Raw genomic sequence first — 12,475 nt, forward strand, 5'->3', positions numbered from 1 at the left:
TGTGCGATCCGCAGCTGAAAGGGAATTGACCTGCGACAAAAAATCACCCATCAGCGCAAACGATTACCTCTCCCCGCGCCGTTATGCGCTTTTCGGCTATCTAACGGTGGATAAATCATTTAGGGAAATAATGGTGCTCTGTCACACTCACTGCAAATGTTATCAATTATAGATAAATGCAAACATTTAGTTATAAGGAGAGAGAGATGCGCGTCATTACGCTTGCGGGCAGCCCGCGTTACCCTTCCCGTTCCAGCGCCCTGCTGGAATATGCCAGAGAGACGCTCACCGCCGCCGATATCGAAGTCTGCCACTGGCATCTGCAGAACTTTGCCCCGGAAGACCTCCTGTACGCTCGCTTTGACAACCCGGCGCTACAAACGCTCAATGAGCAACTGGCCGGGGCCGACGGTCTGATTATCGCCACGCCGGTGTATAAAGCCTCGTTTTCCGGCGCCCTGAAAACCCTGCTCGATCTGCTTCCTGAGCGCGCGCTGGAGGGCAAAATCGTGCTACCGCTGGCCACTGGCGGCACCATCGCCCACATGCTGGCGGTGGACTACGCTCTGAAACCCGTCCTGAATGCCCTGAAGGCCCAGGAGATCCTCCATGGCGTCTTCGCCGATGACAGCCAGGTCACGGATTACCAGCATAAGCCGCAGTTCACCCCTAACCTGCAGCGGCGCCTGGATGAGTCCCTGGAGACCTTCTGGCAGGCGCTGCATCGTCCCAGCAGCCGCGCCCCGTCGTTAACGTCTCTGCGTGGGGTGGAACATGTTTAATCCTCTCCGCGCGCTGACCCTCGGCGGACTGCTGTTGTTCTCCGCGCTGGGCCACGCCGCCCCGGCGGCGCCCGATGCCCTGCGCATTGGTTATCAGAAAGGCAGCGTCAGCATGGTGCTGGCGAAGAGCCATCAGCTGCTGGAGCAGCGCTATCCGGGCACCCATATCTCGTGGATTGAATTCCCGGCCGGTCCGCAGATGCTGGAGGCGCTGAACGTCGGCAGCATTGACATCGGCAGTACTGGCGACATTCCGCCTATCTTTGCTCAGGCGGCGGGCGCCGATCTGGTCTATATCGGTTCGGAGCCGCCCAAGCCGAAAGCGGAAGTCATCCTGGTGGCGCAAGGCAGTCCTATTCACAACGTTGCCGAATTAAAAGGGAAAAAGGTCGCTTTCCAGAAAGGTTCCAGCTCCCACAATCTGCTGCTGCGCGCCCTGCAGCTGGCGGGCCTGAAATTTAGCGATATTCAGCCGGTTTACCTTGCCCCCGCCGATGCGCGCGCCGCCTTCCAGCAGGGTAATGTCGACGCCTGGGCCATCTGGGATCCGTACTACTCCGCCGCGCTGCTGCAGGGCGGCGCCCGGGTACTCACTGACGGAACCGATCTGAAACAGACGGGATCGTTCTATCTTGCTTCCCGCCCCTACGCTGAACGCAATGGCGCTTTCATTGAAGGCGTACTCGATACCTTTACTCAGGCCGATGCCCTGACCCATAGCCAGCGCGCGCAAAGCATTACGCTGCTGGCGAAAACGATGGGATTACCGGAAGCGGTGATCGCCAGCTATCTGGACCATCGTCCCCCCACCTCAGTAACCCCGGTGAGCGCCGAAACCGCCGCTCGCCAGCAGCAGACGGCCGACCTGTTCTATGAGAACAAGCTGGTGCCGAAAAAAGTTGATATCCGGGCCCGTATCTGGCAGCCCGCCGCCGCACAAGGAGCGAAATCATGAGTCTGAATATGTTCTGGTTTTTACCGACCCATGGTGATGGTCGTTATCTGGGCACCGAAGAGGGCGCCCGTCCGGTCGATTACGGCTATCTGCAGCAAATCGCGCAGACGGCGGATCGGCTGGGGTTCACCGGCGTGCTGATCCCGACCGGACGCTCATGTGAAGATGCCTGGCTGGTTGCGGCCTCGATGATCCCGGTGACGCAGCGGCTGAAATTTCTTGTCGCCCTCAGGCCTAGCGTGGTGTCGCCGACGGTAGCCGCCCGCCAGGCGGCGACCCTGGACCGACTGTCAAACGGCCGGGCGCTGTTCAATCTGGTCACCGGCAGCGATCCCGCCGAGCTGGCCGGCGACGGCGTCTTCCTCGACCACACCGAGCGCTATGAGGCCTCAGCTGAATTTACCCACATCTGGCGCAAGCTGATGGAGGGAGAAACCGTCACCTTTAACGGCAAGCATCAGCGCGTTCGCGACGCTAAGCTGCTGTTCCCGCCGCTCCAGCAGCCCCGTCCACCGCTCTATTTCGGCGGATCGTCTGACGTCGCGCAGGATCTGGCCGCCGAGCAGGTCGATCTCTATCTCACCTGGGGTGAACCGCCGAAGCAGGTGGCAGAGAAGATTGCTCAGGTCCGGGAGAAAGCGGCCCGGCATGGGCGCCGGGTGCGTTTTGGCATCCGTCTGCACGTGATCGTGCGGGAAACCAACGAGGAAGCCTGGCAGGCGGCGGACAGCCTTATCTCCCACCTTGATGATGAAACGATCGCCCGCGCCCAGGCGGCCTTCGCCAGAACCGACTCCGTCGGTCAAAAGCGAATGGCGGCGCTGCACAACGGTCGACGCGATCAGCTCGAGATCAGCCCCAACCTGTGGGCCGGCGTCGGCTTAGCGCGCGGCGGCGCCGGTACTGCGCTGGTGGGCGATGCCGCCACCGTTGCCGAACGAATCAATGAATACGCTGCGCTGGGTATTGATAGCTTTATCTTCTCCGGCTATCCGCATCTGGAAGAGGCGTATCGGGTCGGCGAGCTGTTGTTCCCCCTGCTCGACGTCGCCGTGCCGTCTATCCCGCAGCCGCAAAACCTGCGCCTGCAGGGGGAAGCGGTCGCCAACGAGTTTATCCCGCGTAAAGTGGCGCAAAGCTGAGGAGACACTGATGGCAAAATCAACCCATCCCCTGTTGTTACGCCTCGCCCCCTGGCTGCTGCCGGTGGGGACGGTCATTGTCTGGCAGCTGGCCTCGTCCGTCGGCTGGCTCTCGACGCGGGTGCTTCCCTCGCCGGAGGGGGTATTGAAAGCGTTCTGGACGCTCTCGGCCAGCGGTGAGCTGTGGCAGCATCTGGCCATCAGCTCGTGGCGGGCGCTGGTCGGCTTCGCCATCGGCGGCTCCATCGGGCTGGTGCTCGGCCTGATCAGCGGCCTGTCACGCTGGGGCGAGCGTCTGCTGGACACCTCGATCCAGATGCTGCGCAATGTCCCGCATCTGGCGCTGATCCCGCTGGTAATTCTGTGGTTCGGCATCGACGAGACCGCCAAGATCTTCCTTGTGTCGCTGGGCACCCTGTTCCCGATCTATATCAACACCTGGCATGGGATCCGTAATATCGACCGTGGGCTGGTAGAGATGGCGCGCAGCTATGGTTTATCCGGCTTCGCGCTGTTTCGTCACGTGATTTTACCCGGCGCCCTGCCCTCAATTATGGTCGGCGTGCGTTTCGCTCTTGGCCTGATGTGGCTGACGCTTATTGTCGCTGAAACCATCTCGGCGAATGCCGGTATCGGTTATCTGGCGATGAATGCGCGTGAATTTCTACAAACCGACGTGGTGGTGGTCGCCATCATTCTTTACGCCATCCTTGGCAAACTGGCCGATGTCTGCGCCCAGCTGCTGGAACGGCTCTGGCTGCGCTGGAACCCGGCGTATCATCTTCAGGAGGCTAACGCATGAACACTGCCCGTCTGACCCCAGGTATCCCGCTGCTGCTGAACGGGGTGACGAAACGCTATGGCGATAACACTATTCTTAACGAGCTGGATCTGCATATTCCCAGCGGCCAGTTTGTGGCGGTGGTGGGCCGCAGCGGCGGCGGCAAGAGTACCCTGCTGCGCCTGCTGGCGGGTCTGGAAAAACCGAACGCTGGCGAGCTGCTGGCGGGCGCGACACCCCTGGCGGCGATCCAGGACGACACCCGGATGATGTTTCAGGATGCGCGCCTGCTGCCGTGGAAAACGGTGATTGATAACGTCGGGCTGGGGTTAAAAGGCGCCTGGCGCGACGCCGCCCTACAGGCATTGGCCAGCGTCGGACTCGAGAGCCGTGCGCAGGAGTGGCCGGCGGCGCTGTCAGGTGGGCAAAAGCAGCGCGTTGCGCTGGCCCGCGCGCTGATCCATCGCCCGCGCCTGCTGCTGCTGGACGAGCCGCTGGGAGCGCTGGACGCCCTCACCCGTCTGGAGATGCAGGAGCTGATCGTCTCTCTGTGGCAGGAGCATGGTTTTACGGTCCTGCTGGTGACGCACGACGTCAGTGAAGCGGTGGCCATGGCCGACCGGGTGCTGTTAATTGAAGAGAAGAAAATTGGCCTCGATTTGAACGTGGATATTCCGCGACCGCGGCGCACCGGGTCGGCGAAGCTGGCCGAGCTGGAGGCAGAGGTGCTGGATCGGGTGATGAAACGCGGCGACAGCGAGCGTGCGCCGCGTTTGTTTAGTCATGGCTAACTAACGTCCCCGGCCCGCGCTTCGCTCGGCCGGGCTACCAAATCGCACAGCGCTGTAGCCCCGGTAAGCGAGAGCGCAACCGGGGATTTTGCCACCGTTACGCCAGCGCCTTACTGATTTTCTCGAACAGATCGCCGGAGAGATTCTCCAGCCCCTTCAACTGCTCCAGCGCAGCGCGCATCAGCGCCTGTCGCTTCTCATCATAACGCTTCAGACGAATCAACGGCTCAATAAGACGCGACGCCACCTGCGGGTTGCGCTGGTTAAGTTCGGTCAGCATCTCCACCAGGAACTGGTAGCCGCTGCCGTCTTCAGCATGGAACGCCGCCGGGTTGCTGCTGGCGAAAGCACCGATTAACGACCGCACACGGTTCGGGTTGCTCATGCTGAATGAACGGTGATTCAGCAGACCACGCACTGTTTCCACCACATTGGCCGCCGGGCTGGTGGACTGCAGGATAAACCACTTATCCATCACCAGACCGTCCTGATGCCATTTATCGTCATACTCCTGCATCAGCGCATCGCGGCTCGGCAGCTCGGCGGCAACCGCTGCCGACAGGGCGGCCAGCGCGTCGGTCATGTTATCCGCCTGGTGATACTGCGCCGACACCAGCTTATCGCCCAGCGTTGGCTCCGCAAACGCCAGATAGCGCAGGCAGGTATTGCGCAGGGCACGCTTACCAATATCGGCGTGCTCCACACGGTAGCTGTCGAGTTTATTGGCGTGATAAACCGCGAGGAATTCGTCCGCCAGTTCGTTCGCCAGAGTGCGGGTGAGCGCTTCGCGCACGGTGGCGATGGCGATTGGATCGATAATGGCGAACATCTCGGCGATTTCGTTGGCCGACGGCAGGGTTAAGATCTCGGCGGCCAGCGCCGGGTCAATCTTCTCGTCCAGCAGGATGGCGCGGAAGGCGTCCGCCACGTGTACCGGCAGCGACAGCGGCTGTCCCTGCTGATGACGGTTGACGTTCAGCTTGATGTAGGTCGCGAGCTGGCTCTGCGCCGCATCCCAGCGCGAGAAATCATTCCGCGCATGGCGCATCAGGAAGGTGAGCTGCTGATCGCTCCACTTATATTCCAGTTTCACTGGTGCTGAAAATTCGCACAGCAGCGCCGGCACCGGCTGGAAATAGACGTTATCGAAGACGAAAGTCTGCTCGGCCTGAGTTACATTGAGCACCGGGTGCAGCGGATGGCCGCCCTTCTGCAGGGGGATCACCTTGCCTTCGTTATCGTACAGCTCAATGGCAAACGGGATATGCAACGGCTGTTTCTCGGCCTGCTCAGCGGTCGGCGGCGTACGCTGGCTGATGGTCAGCGTGTACTGCTCGGTTTCCGGGTTGTAGTCGTCATGCACGGTGACGATTGGCGTACCGGACTGGCTGTACCAGCGGCGGAAGTGTGACAGATCGACGTTAGAGGCATCCTCCATCGCCTGGACGAAATCATCGCAGGTCGCGGCGCTGCCGTCATGGCGTTCAAAGTACAGCTGCATCCCTTTCTGGAAGTTTTCTTCACCCAGCAGGGTGTGCAGCATGCGGATCACTTCGGCACCCTTTTCATAAACCGTCAGGGTGTAGAAGTTGTTCATTTCGATAACCATATCCGGGCGGATCGGGTGCGCCATCGGGCTGGCGTCTTCGGCAAACTGCAACCCGCGCATGGTGCGCACATTGTTGATGCGGTTAACCGCCCGTGAGCCGAGGTCGGAGCTGAACTCCTGATCGCGGAACACGGTCAGCCCTTCTTTCAGGCTGAGCTGGAACCAGTCGCGGCAGGTGACGCGGTTGCCGGTCCAGTTATGGAAATACTCATGACCAATCACCCGCTCGATATCAAGATAGTCTTTATCGGTGGCGGTATCGGTACGGGCCAGGACATATTTGGAGTTAAAGACGTTGAGTCCTTTGTTCTCCATCGCGCCCATATTAAAGAAGTCGACGGCGACAATCATATAGATGTCGAGGTCGTACTCGAGGCCAAAGCGCTCCTCATCCCATTTCATGGAATTTTTCAGCGAGGTCATTGCCCACGGCGCGCGGTCGAGATTGCCGCGATCGACGTACAGCTCCAGCGCCACTTCACGACCGGAGCGAGTGGTAAAGGTGTCACGCAGGACGTCAAAATCACCGGCCACCAGCGCAAACAGGTAGCACGGTTTCGGGAACGGATCCTGCCACTGTACCCAGTGACGGCCATTCTCCAGCTCTCCCTGCGCCATGCGGTTGCCGTTGGAGAGCAGGAACGGGTATTTCGCTTTGTCGGCGATGATTTTGGTGGTAAACCGCGCCAGCACGTCCGGGCGGTCCAGGTACCAGGTAATATGGCGGAAACCTTCCGCTTCGCACTGAGTACACAGCGCTTCGCCTGACTGATACAGGCCTTCCAGCGCGGTGTTCGCCGCCGGGCTGATCTCATTGACGATGGTCAGGGTGAAATGCTCCGGCAGACCGCCGATCACCAGCTGATTGTTTTCTTCTTTATAGTCACTCCACGGCTGGCCGTTCACTTGCAGCGCGATCAGGGTCAGATCTTCGCCGTCGAGGCGCAATGGCACATCAGACGCAGCCGCGTGGCGGGAGACCTTGCTCTCGGCCGTAACGACGGTTTTTGCGGCATCCAGGTCAAAGGTCAAATCGATATCGCTAATCAGATACTCCGGCGCACGATAGTCGTGGCGGTATTTGGCTTGGGGCTGTTGTGTCATAAAAAACCTTTCGCATCTTGGGTAAAGTGTCGTCCCAGTCTATTCCCGTTGTGTCAATCGCGCTATGCAGAATCTTCATCTTTTCAATGTGAAACACGAAAACCGCTACATTTTGTTAACACGCGCGGCACGAAATGCCCTCGACCCGACGCAAAGCTTGTGGTGTGATCCATGTTCAATATATTAAACTAGGCCTCGCAAATGACCGTCAGCGTCGCCATCGCTCGCCATCGCGGGACAGAGCCGGGTAATAAAGGTATACTCCGCCTCCTTTTTTCGCGTTGGTTTGGATGGAACGCTCCAGTGAGAGGATGCTACTGCGCACCATGACACAATTCACTTCTCCTGTACTGCACTCGCTGCTTGATACGGATGCCTACAAGCTGCACATGCAGCAGGCTGTCTTCCACCGCTACGGCGATGTGCATGTGGCGGCGGAGTTTCGCTGCCGCGGAGACGACCTGCTCGGCATTTATGCCGACGCGATCCGCGAGCAGGTGGAGTCCATGCGCGACCTGAGACTGCGGGATGATGAATATCACTGGTTGTCCACCCTTCCCTTTTTCCGCCAGGATTATCTCGACTGGCTGCGCGATTTTCGCTATGACCCGCGCCAGGTCACGGTCAGCAATGACAACGGCAAGCTGAACATTCGCCTTACCGGCCCGTGGCGTGAAGCCATCATGTGGGAAGTCCCGCTGCTGGCGGTGATAAGCGAGCTGGTCCATCGCTATCGTTCACCAGAAATGGGCGTCGATCAGGCGCTGAACACGCTGGAACATAAGCTAGGCGACTTCGCCAGCATGACCGCTGGCCTCGATATGCGCGCCTTCCGCCTGATGGACTTCGGCACCCGCCGTCGTTTTTCACGCGAAGTGCAAGAGGCCATTGTGCAACGTCTGCAGCAGGAGCCGTGGTTTGTCGGCACCAGCAATTACGATCTGGCTCGTCGTTTACATTTAACCCCGATGGGCACCCAGGCGCACGAATGGTTCCAGGCCCACCAGCAGATCAGCCCGAACCTCGCCAGCAGCCAGCGGGCGGCCCTTGCCGCCTGGCTGGAAGAGTATCCCGACCAGCTGGGCATCGCGCTGACCGACTGCATCACCATGGATGCGTTCCTGCGCGATTTTGGTCCGGAATTCGCTACCCGCTATCAGGGTTTGCGCCATGACTCCGGCGACCCGGTGGAATGGGGTGAAAAAGCCATCGCCCATTATCAGAAGCTGGGCATCGATCCGCTGAGCAAAGTGCTGGTCTTCTCCGATAATCTCGATCTCGCCAAAGCGGTCGATTTGTATCGCCACTTCGCCTCGCGGGTGAAATTGAGCTTTGGTATCGGCACCCGTTTAACCTGCGATCTGCCGCAGGTTAAACCGCTCAATATCGTGATTAAGCTGGTGGAATGTAACGGCAAACCGGTGGCGAAACTCTCCGACAGCCCGGGGAAAACCATCTGCCACGATAAGGCCTTCGTCCGCGCCCTGCGCGAGGCGTTCGACCTGCCGCCGATTAAAAAGGCGAGCTAAAAAACATGGCCCGACGGCATTCTGCTATCGGGCCAATCAATATCACTCCTGCGGCAGACGGGTTCTGACGACCTCGGCAAAATACTCCGCGCCAGTTAGCAATATCTCATCATTAAAGTCGTAGCAGGCATTATGCAACGGTGTATTGCCCTGAGCATCTGAACTATCGCCGTTGCCTAAAAAGATGAAACAGCCGGGGATTTTTTGCAGAAAAGCGCCAAAATCCTCCGAAATCATCATCTGTGCGACGTTGCCGTCCACCTTCTCAGCCCCTACCACGTTAATCGCAGCGGTGACCGCCACATCAACGCATTGCTGCCAGTTCACCGTTGGCGCAAATTCATGGGTATAGCTGAACTGGCACGTCGCACCGTGCATCGCGCAAATCGCTTCGCTAATGGTCCGCATGCGCGCTTCCAGCAGCGCCTGTACGTCAGCCGAGTAGCTGCGGGTATCCCCTTTAATTTCCACATGCGTGGGGATCGCATTGCGGATACCGTCAGTATGAAGCTCCGTACAGGAGATCACCGCCGGCACGTTCGGGTCGATATTGCGTGAAACGATGGTCTGCAGCGCCAGAATAATTTCTGCCGCAATCACCAGCGGATCCTTCGCCATATGCGGCCGGGCGGCATGCGCCCCCTGCCCCTTAATACGGATAATAAAGTTATCTTCGCTGGCCATAATACCGCCGACACGGGTGGCGATGGTCCCGGCCTTCATACCCGGCATATTGTGCAGGCCGTAAATCTCCTCGATGCCGAAACGCTCGATAACGCCGTCCGTCATCATCGCATTGGCGCCATAACCGGGTTCTTCCGCAGGTTGAAAAACAAAACAGACCGTGCCGTTAAAGTTTTGCCGCTGCAATAGCAACTGCGCCGCGCCCAGCGCAATGCAGGTATGGCCATCATGCCCGCAGCCGTGCATCCGTTCGGCGGTCGTGGAGCGGTAAGGCCGTTCACCCTGTTCGTTCAATTGAATAGCATCGATATCGGCGCGGATGGCGATAACACCGTTACCGTCGCCGCATTTCAACACGCCCACCAGCCCAGTTTTACCTATATTACGATGAACCTCAATGCCCATCGCTTCGAGTTTCTCGGCGATAAACTGCGAGGTTTTGACTTCTTCAAAGGCGCTTTCCGGATTGGCATGCAGGTGATGGCGCCAGGCAATAAGCTGCTGCTTTAGCTGTTGTTGATTCATTCTTCACTCCTGTAAAAATTATGCCGCACGCTGCGCGCGCTGTAATACCACCTGCAGCAGCACATTGGCGCCGGCAATGAGATCTTTGGCTTCGCTATGTTCATTGACGTTGTGGCTAATGCCGTCAACACAGGGGACAAAAATCATCCCTGCGGGGCATACCGAAGCCATAAATTGCGCGTCGTGGCCGGCGCCGCTCGGCAGGCGCCGATAACTGAGGGCTTGACGTTTCGCCTCCGCTTCAACGGCATTGACGATTTCATCGGCAAAAATGACCGGGTTAAAACGTACCAGTGAACGGCTGGCTATCTCCACCCCCTCTTCCTGCGCCGTTGTGGCGACAAACTCGGCTAAGCGCCGTTCCGCTTCAATTAAGATAGCGTTATCGGTATTGCGTAAATCCACCGACATCACGACGTGATTTGGAATGACGTTAATCAGGTTGGGTTTAACGCTGATATGCCCGACGGTAGACACCTGATTGCCGCCGAGGCTCATCGCCAGTTCACGGGCAAAAACGGCGATTTTCGCCGCCGCCAGGCCGGCATCGCGGCGCATGGACATCGGTGTCGTACCGGCGTGATTCGACACGCCTGTTAGCGTAAATTCTTGCCATGAAATACCCTGCACGCCGGTGACGACGCCGATATCAATCCGTTCCTTATCGAGGATAGGTCCCTGTTCGATATGTAGTTCGACGTAGCTATCTACCGGCAGATTGCCCGGCTGATGTTCGCCTTTATAGCCAATCTCCCGCAGCGCCTCGTCAAGAGTAATGCCATTGTGGTCTTTTGCCGCCAGGGCCTGCGCCAGTGGATACTCCCCGGCAAACACCACGCTTCCCATCATATCGGGCTGGAAGCGCACCCCCTCCTCATTAGTAAAGAAGGTTACCGCCAACAGTCGTCGGGTGCGGATCCCGGCATCCTGGAGGGTGGCAATCACCTCAAGGCCGGCCATAACGCCGTAGTTGCCATCGTACAGGCCGCCAGTACCCACGGTGTCGATATGCGACCCCATCATCACCATCGGTAGCGCCTCTTCTCCGCGATAAACACCGGTAACGTTGCCGATAGCATCGATATAGATAGTCAGCCCCAGCGCGTTCATCCGGGCAACAACAAAGTCCCTACCGGCTTTATCTTCCGCGGTCGCCGCAAGGCGGCAGACGCCGCCGCCTTCCAACGCGCCGCATTCACCAAGCGCAAACAGGGAATCGATCAGCCGCTGGCCGTTTATCTGTAGATCATGACTCATAAAACATCTCGCTATTGTTCGGGGTTACTGGAACATGCCGTAAAAAATGGCGGATACGGTAATTAACCCAATCAGGGTGACGAAAACGTTGCTGGCTTTGCCGCGATACGGCGCCAGCACCGGTAACTTATGAATGGCATACATCGGCAACAGCAGTAGAATCGCAGCCCCGGTCGGGCCGCTGATGCACTCGATAATACCGAGGATGCTTGGGTTCTTATAGGCGGCGAACCAGCAGGTGAGGACCATAAAAACCAGAATAACGGCGTCAACTGCGCGGATAGTCGGTTTTTTCCCCCGCGCGGCGGCGGCCTCGATAATCAGATCGCGCAGCGATTCATAAGCGCCGATATAGTGGCCAAGAAACGATTTCGTAATCGCGACAAACGCAATGATTGGCGATAGCCAGGCAATAATCGGCGTCTCAAACTGGTTGGCAAGGTACGACAGGATCGACAAATTCTGCGCTTTTGCTTCCGCTAACTGCTGTGGTGACAGGCTCAACACGCAGCTGAGAACGAAAAATAGCACCACCACGGTCATTAAGAGGATGCCATAGCGCTGGATCTGCGCGCATTTGCGCTCGGCAAGCGCGAGTCCGTAGCGCTGCTTCTGGCGCACCACCATCGGCGAGACGATCGGATAGTGGTTAAACGACATAACCAGCACCGGAAAAGTCATCCACAGCGTCAGTAAAATGCCGCGCCCATCGCCCATTGCGCTGAAGCTCACGGTGTGCAAAATCGCGCCGTTCCAGTGCGGAATCAAAAACAGCGCCATAAAAATAAGTGAAATAATGAAGGGATAAACCAGGGTGCTCATCACGCGCATAATCAAACGCTGCCCGAGGCGGACAATAAACATCAGCCCGAGGATCAGCACAATCGACACCACTGCCCGCGGCGGCTCCGCCAGCCCCAGTTGATGGCTGATAAAACTTTGCGCAGTATTCGTAATGGCTACCGCATACATAATCAAAATGGTGTACACAGCGAAGAAATAGATAACGGTAAACACCTTCCCCGCTAGCGCGCCAAAATGCTCGCCAATGACATCGGTGATCGTGCTTTCCGGCGTGTTGGAAGAATAAATAAATCGTGCCAGCCCGCGATGCGCCAGATAAGTAATGGGAAAAGCGAGAGCAAAAACGATAAGCAGCGGCCAAAAACCGCCAATTCCGGCGTTAATCGGCAGAAACAACACCCCGGCGCCAATTGCCGTGCCGAACAGGCCAAGCACCCACACGGTATCTTCGCTATGCCACTTTGCGGGATCGGAATATCCTTTATTGATAATTATATTTTCAGTATTCATCG

The 12,475-nt window shown here is 58.1% G+C and carries 10 protein-coding genes; 6 read left to right on the forward strand and 4 right to left on the reverse strand.

Going from position 1 to position 12,475, the window contains the following annotated elements; genetic code table 11:
- The first annotated feature begins 206 nt into the window (after positions 1-206).
- From ssuE to ssuB, 5 genes are read left to right on the forward strand one after another with little or no spacing between them, the layout of a single operon-like run.
- Positions 207-782 carry an NADPH-dependent FMN reductase gene (gene ssuE, locus CW267_RS03245; RefSeq protein ID WP_008805880.1) on the forward strand — a complete coding sequence of 192 codons (576 nt, stop codon included), beginning with the start codon at positions 207-209 and terminating at the stop codon, positions 780-782.
- Positions 775-1,737, forward strand: coding sequence for a sulfonate ABC transporter substrate-binding protein (locus CW267_RS03250; protein WP_012542306.1), 963 nt, complete (start codon positions 775-777; stop codon positions 1,735-1,737). Before ssuE ends, CW267_RS03250 begins: the two co-directional genes overlap by 8 nt.
- Positions 1,734-2,879 carry an FMNH2-dependent alkanesulfonate monooxygenase gene (ssuD, locus tag CW267_RS03255; RefSeq protein WP_008805878.1) on the forward strand — a complete coding sequence of 382 codons (1,146 nt, stop codon included), beginning with the start codon at positions 1,734-1,736 and terminating at the stop codon, positions 2,877-2,879. Before CW267_RS03250 ends, ssuD begins: the two co-directional genes overlap by 4 nt.
- 10 nt (positions 2,880-2,889) lie before the next feature.
- The gene (gene ssuC, locus CW267_RS03260; RefSeq protein WP_008805877.1) at positions 2,890-3,681 is read left to right on the forward strand and encodes an aliphatic sulfonate ABC transporter permease SsuC; all 792 of its coding nucleotides are present in this window, start codon (positions 2,890-2,892) and stop codon (positions 3,679-3,681) included.
- Positions 3,678-4,451 carry an aliphatic sulfonates ABC transporter ATP-binding protein gene (gene ssuB, locus CW267_RS03265; RefSeq protein WP_012542307.1) on the forward strand — a complete coding sequence of 258 codons (774 nt, stop codon included), beginning with the start codon at positions 3,678-3,680 and terminating at the stop codon, positions 4,449-4,451. The genes ssuC and ssuB overlap by 4 nt, the downstream gene beginning before the upstream one ends.
- Before the next feature lie 97 nt (positions 4,452-4,548).
- Here the strand turns inward: ssuB and pepN are convergent, their stop codons facing one another.
- Positions 4,549-7,164: an aminopeptidase N gene (pepN, locus tag CW267_RS03270; protein WP_100781432.1), complete on the reverse strand. Its 2,616-nt coding sequence runs from the start codon at positions 7,162-7,164 to the stop codon at positions 4,549-4,551.
- A gap of 326 nt (positions 7,165-7,490) precedes the next feature.
- Between pepN and pncB the strand changes: the two genes are divergently transcribed.
- Positions 7,491-8,693 (forward strand): nicotinate phosphoribosyltransferase, encoded by a 1,203-nt coding sequence (gene pncB, locus CW267_RS03275; RefSeq protein WP_032691145.1) that lies wholly within the window; start codon positions 7,491-7,493, stop codon positions 8,691-8,693.
- A 42-nt stretch (positions 8,694-8,735) separates the two neighbouring features.
- On the opposite strand, the gene CW267_RS03280 is transcribed toward pncB, so the two are convergent.
- Genes CW267_RS03280 through CW267_RS03290 form a run of 3 tightly spaced genes read right to left on the reverse strand, consistent with a single transcriptional unit; the run spans position 8,736 to position 12,473 of the window.
- Complete coding sequence (locus CW267_RS03280) at positions 8,736-9,902, reverse strand: M20 aminoacylase family protein (protein WP_044614240.1); 1,167 nt, start codon at positions 9,900-9,902, stop codon at positions 8,736-8,738.
- 18 nt (positions 9,903-9,920) lie between these two features.
- Positions 9,921-11,159, reverse strand: a complete 1,239-nt coding sequence (locus CW267_RS03285) for a Zn-dependent hydrolase (RefSeq protein ID WP_100781431.1) — start codon at positions 11,157-11,159, stop codon at positions 9,921-9,923.
- A 24-nt stretch (positions 11,160-11,183) separates the two neighbouring features.
- Positions 11,184-12,473, reverse strand: coding sequence for an aromatic amino acid transport family protein (locus CW267_RS03290; protein WP_044613214.1), 1,290 nt, complete (start codon positions 12,471-12,473; stop codon positions 11,184-11,186).
- Between the last annotated feature and the right edge of the window lie 2 nt (positions 12,474-12,475).

It is taken from the genome of Klebsiella sp. X1-16S-Nf21, from assembly GCF_002837615.1.
Classification (GTDB): Bacteria; Pseudomonadota; Gammaproteobacteria; order Enterobacterales; family Enterobacteriaceae; genus Klebsiella; species Klebsiella variicola.

Bases quoted from the DNA above. Each gene is read 5' to 3' on its own strand.
- ssuC (WP_008805877.1), top strand. From the start codon at position 2,890: ATGGCAAAATCAACCCATCCCCTGTTGTTACGCCTCGCCCCCTGGCTG.
- pepN (WP_100781432.1), bottom strand. From the start codon at position 7,164: ATGACACAACAGCCCCAAGCCAAATACCGCCACGACTATCGTGCGCCG.
- CW267_RS03290 (WP_044613214.1), bottom strand. From the start codon at position 12,473: ATGAATACTGAAAATATAATTATCAATAAAGGATATTCCGATCCCGCA.
- CW267_RS03280 (WP_044614240.1), bottom strand. From the start codon at position 9,902: ATGAATCAACAACAGCTAAAGCAGCAGCTTATTGCCTGGCGCCATCAC.
- ssuE (WP_008805880.1), top strand. From the start codon at position 207: ATGCGCGTCATTACGCTTGCGGGCAGCCCGCGTTACCCTTCCCGTTCC.
- CW267_RS03250 (WP_012542306.1), top strand. From the start codon at position 775: ATGTTTAATCCTCTCCGCGCGCTGACCCTCGGCGGACTGCTGTTGTTC.
- pncB (WP_032691145.1), top strand. From the start codon at position 7,491: ATGACACAATTCACTTCTCCTGTACTGCACTCGCTGCTTGATACGGAT.
- CW267_RS03285 (WP_100781431.1), bottom strand. From the start codon at position 11,159: ATGAGTCATGATCTACAGATAAACGGCCAGCGGCTGATCGATTCCCTG.
- ssuB (WP_012542307.1), top strand. From the start codon at position 3,678: ATGAACACTGCCCGTCTGACCCCAGGTATCCCGCTGCTGCTGAACGGG.
- ssuD (WP_008805878.1), top strand. From the start codon at position 1,734: ATGAGTCTGAATATGTTCTGGTTTTTACCGACCCATGGTGATGGTCGT.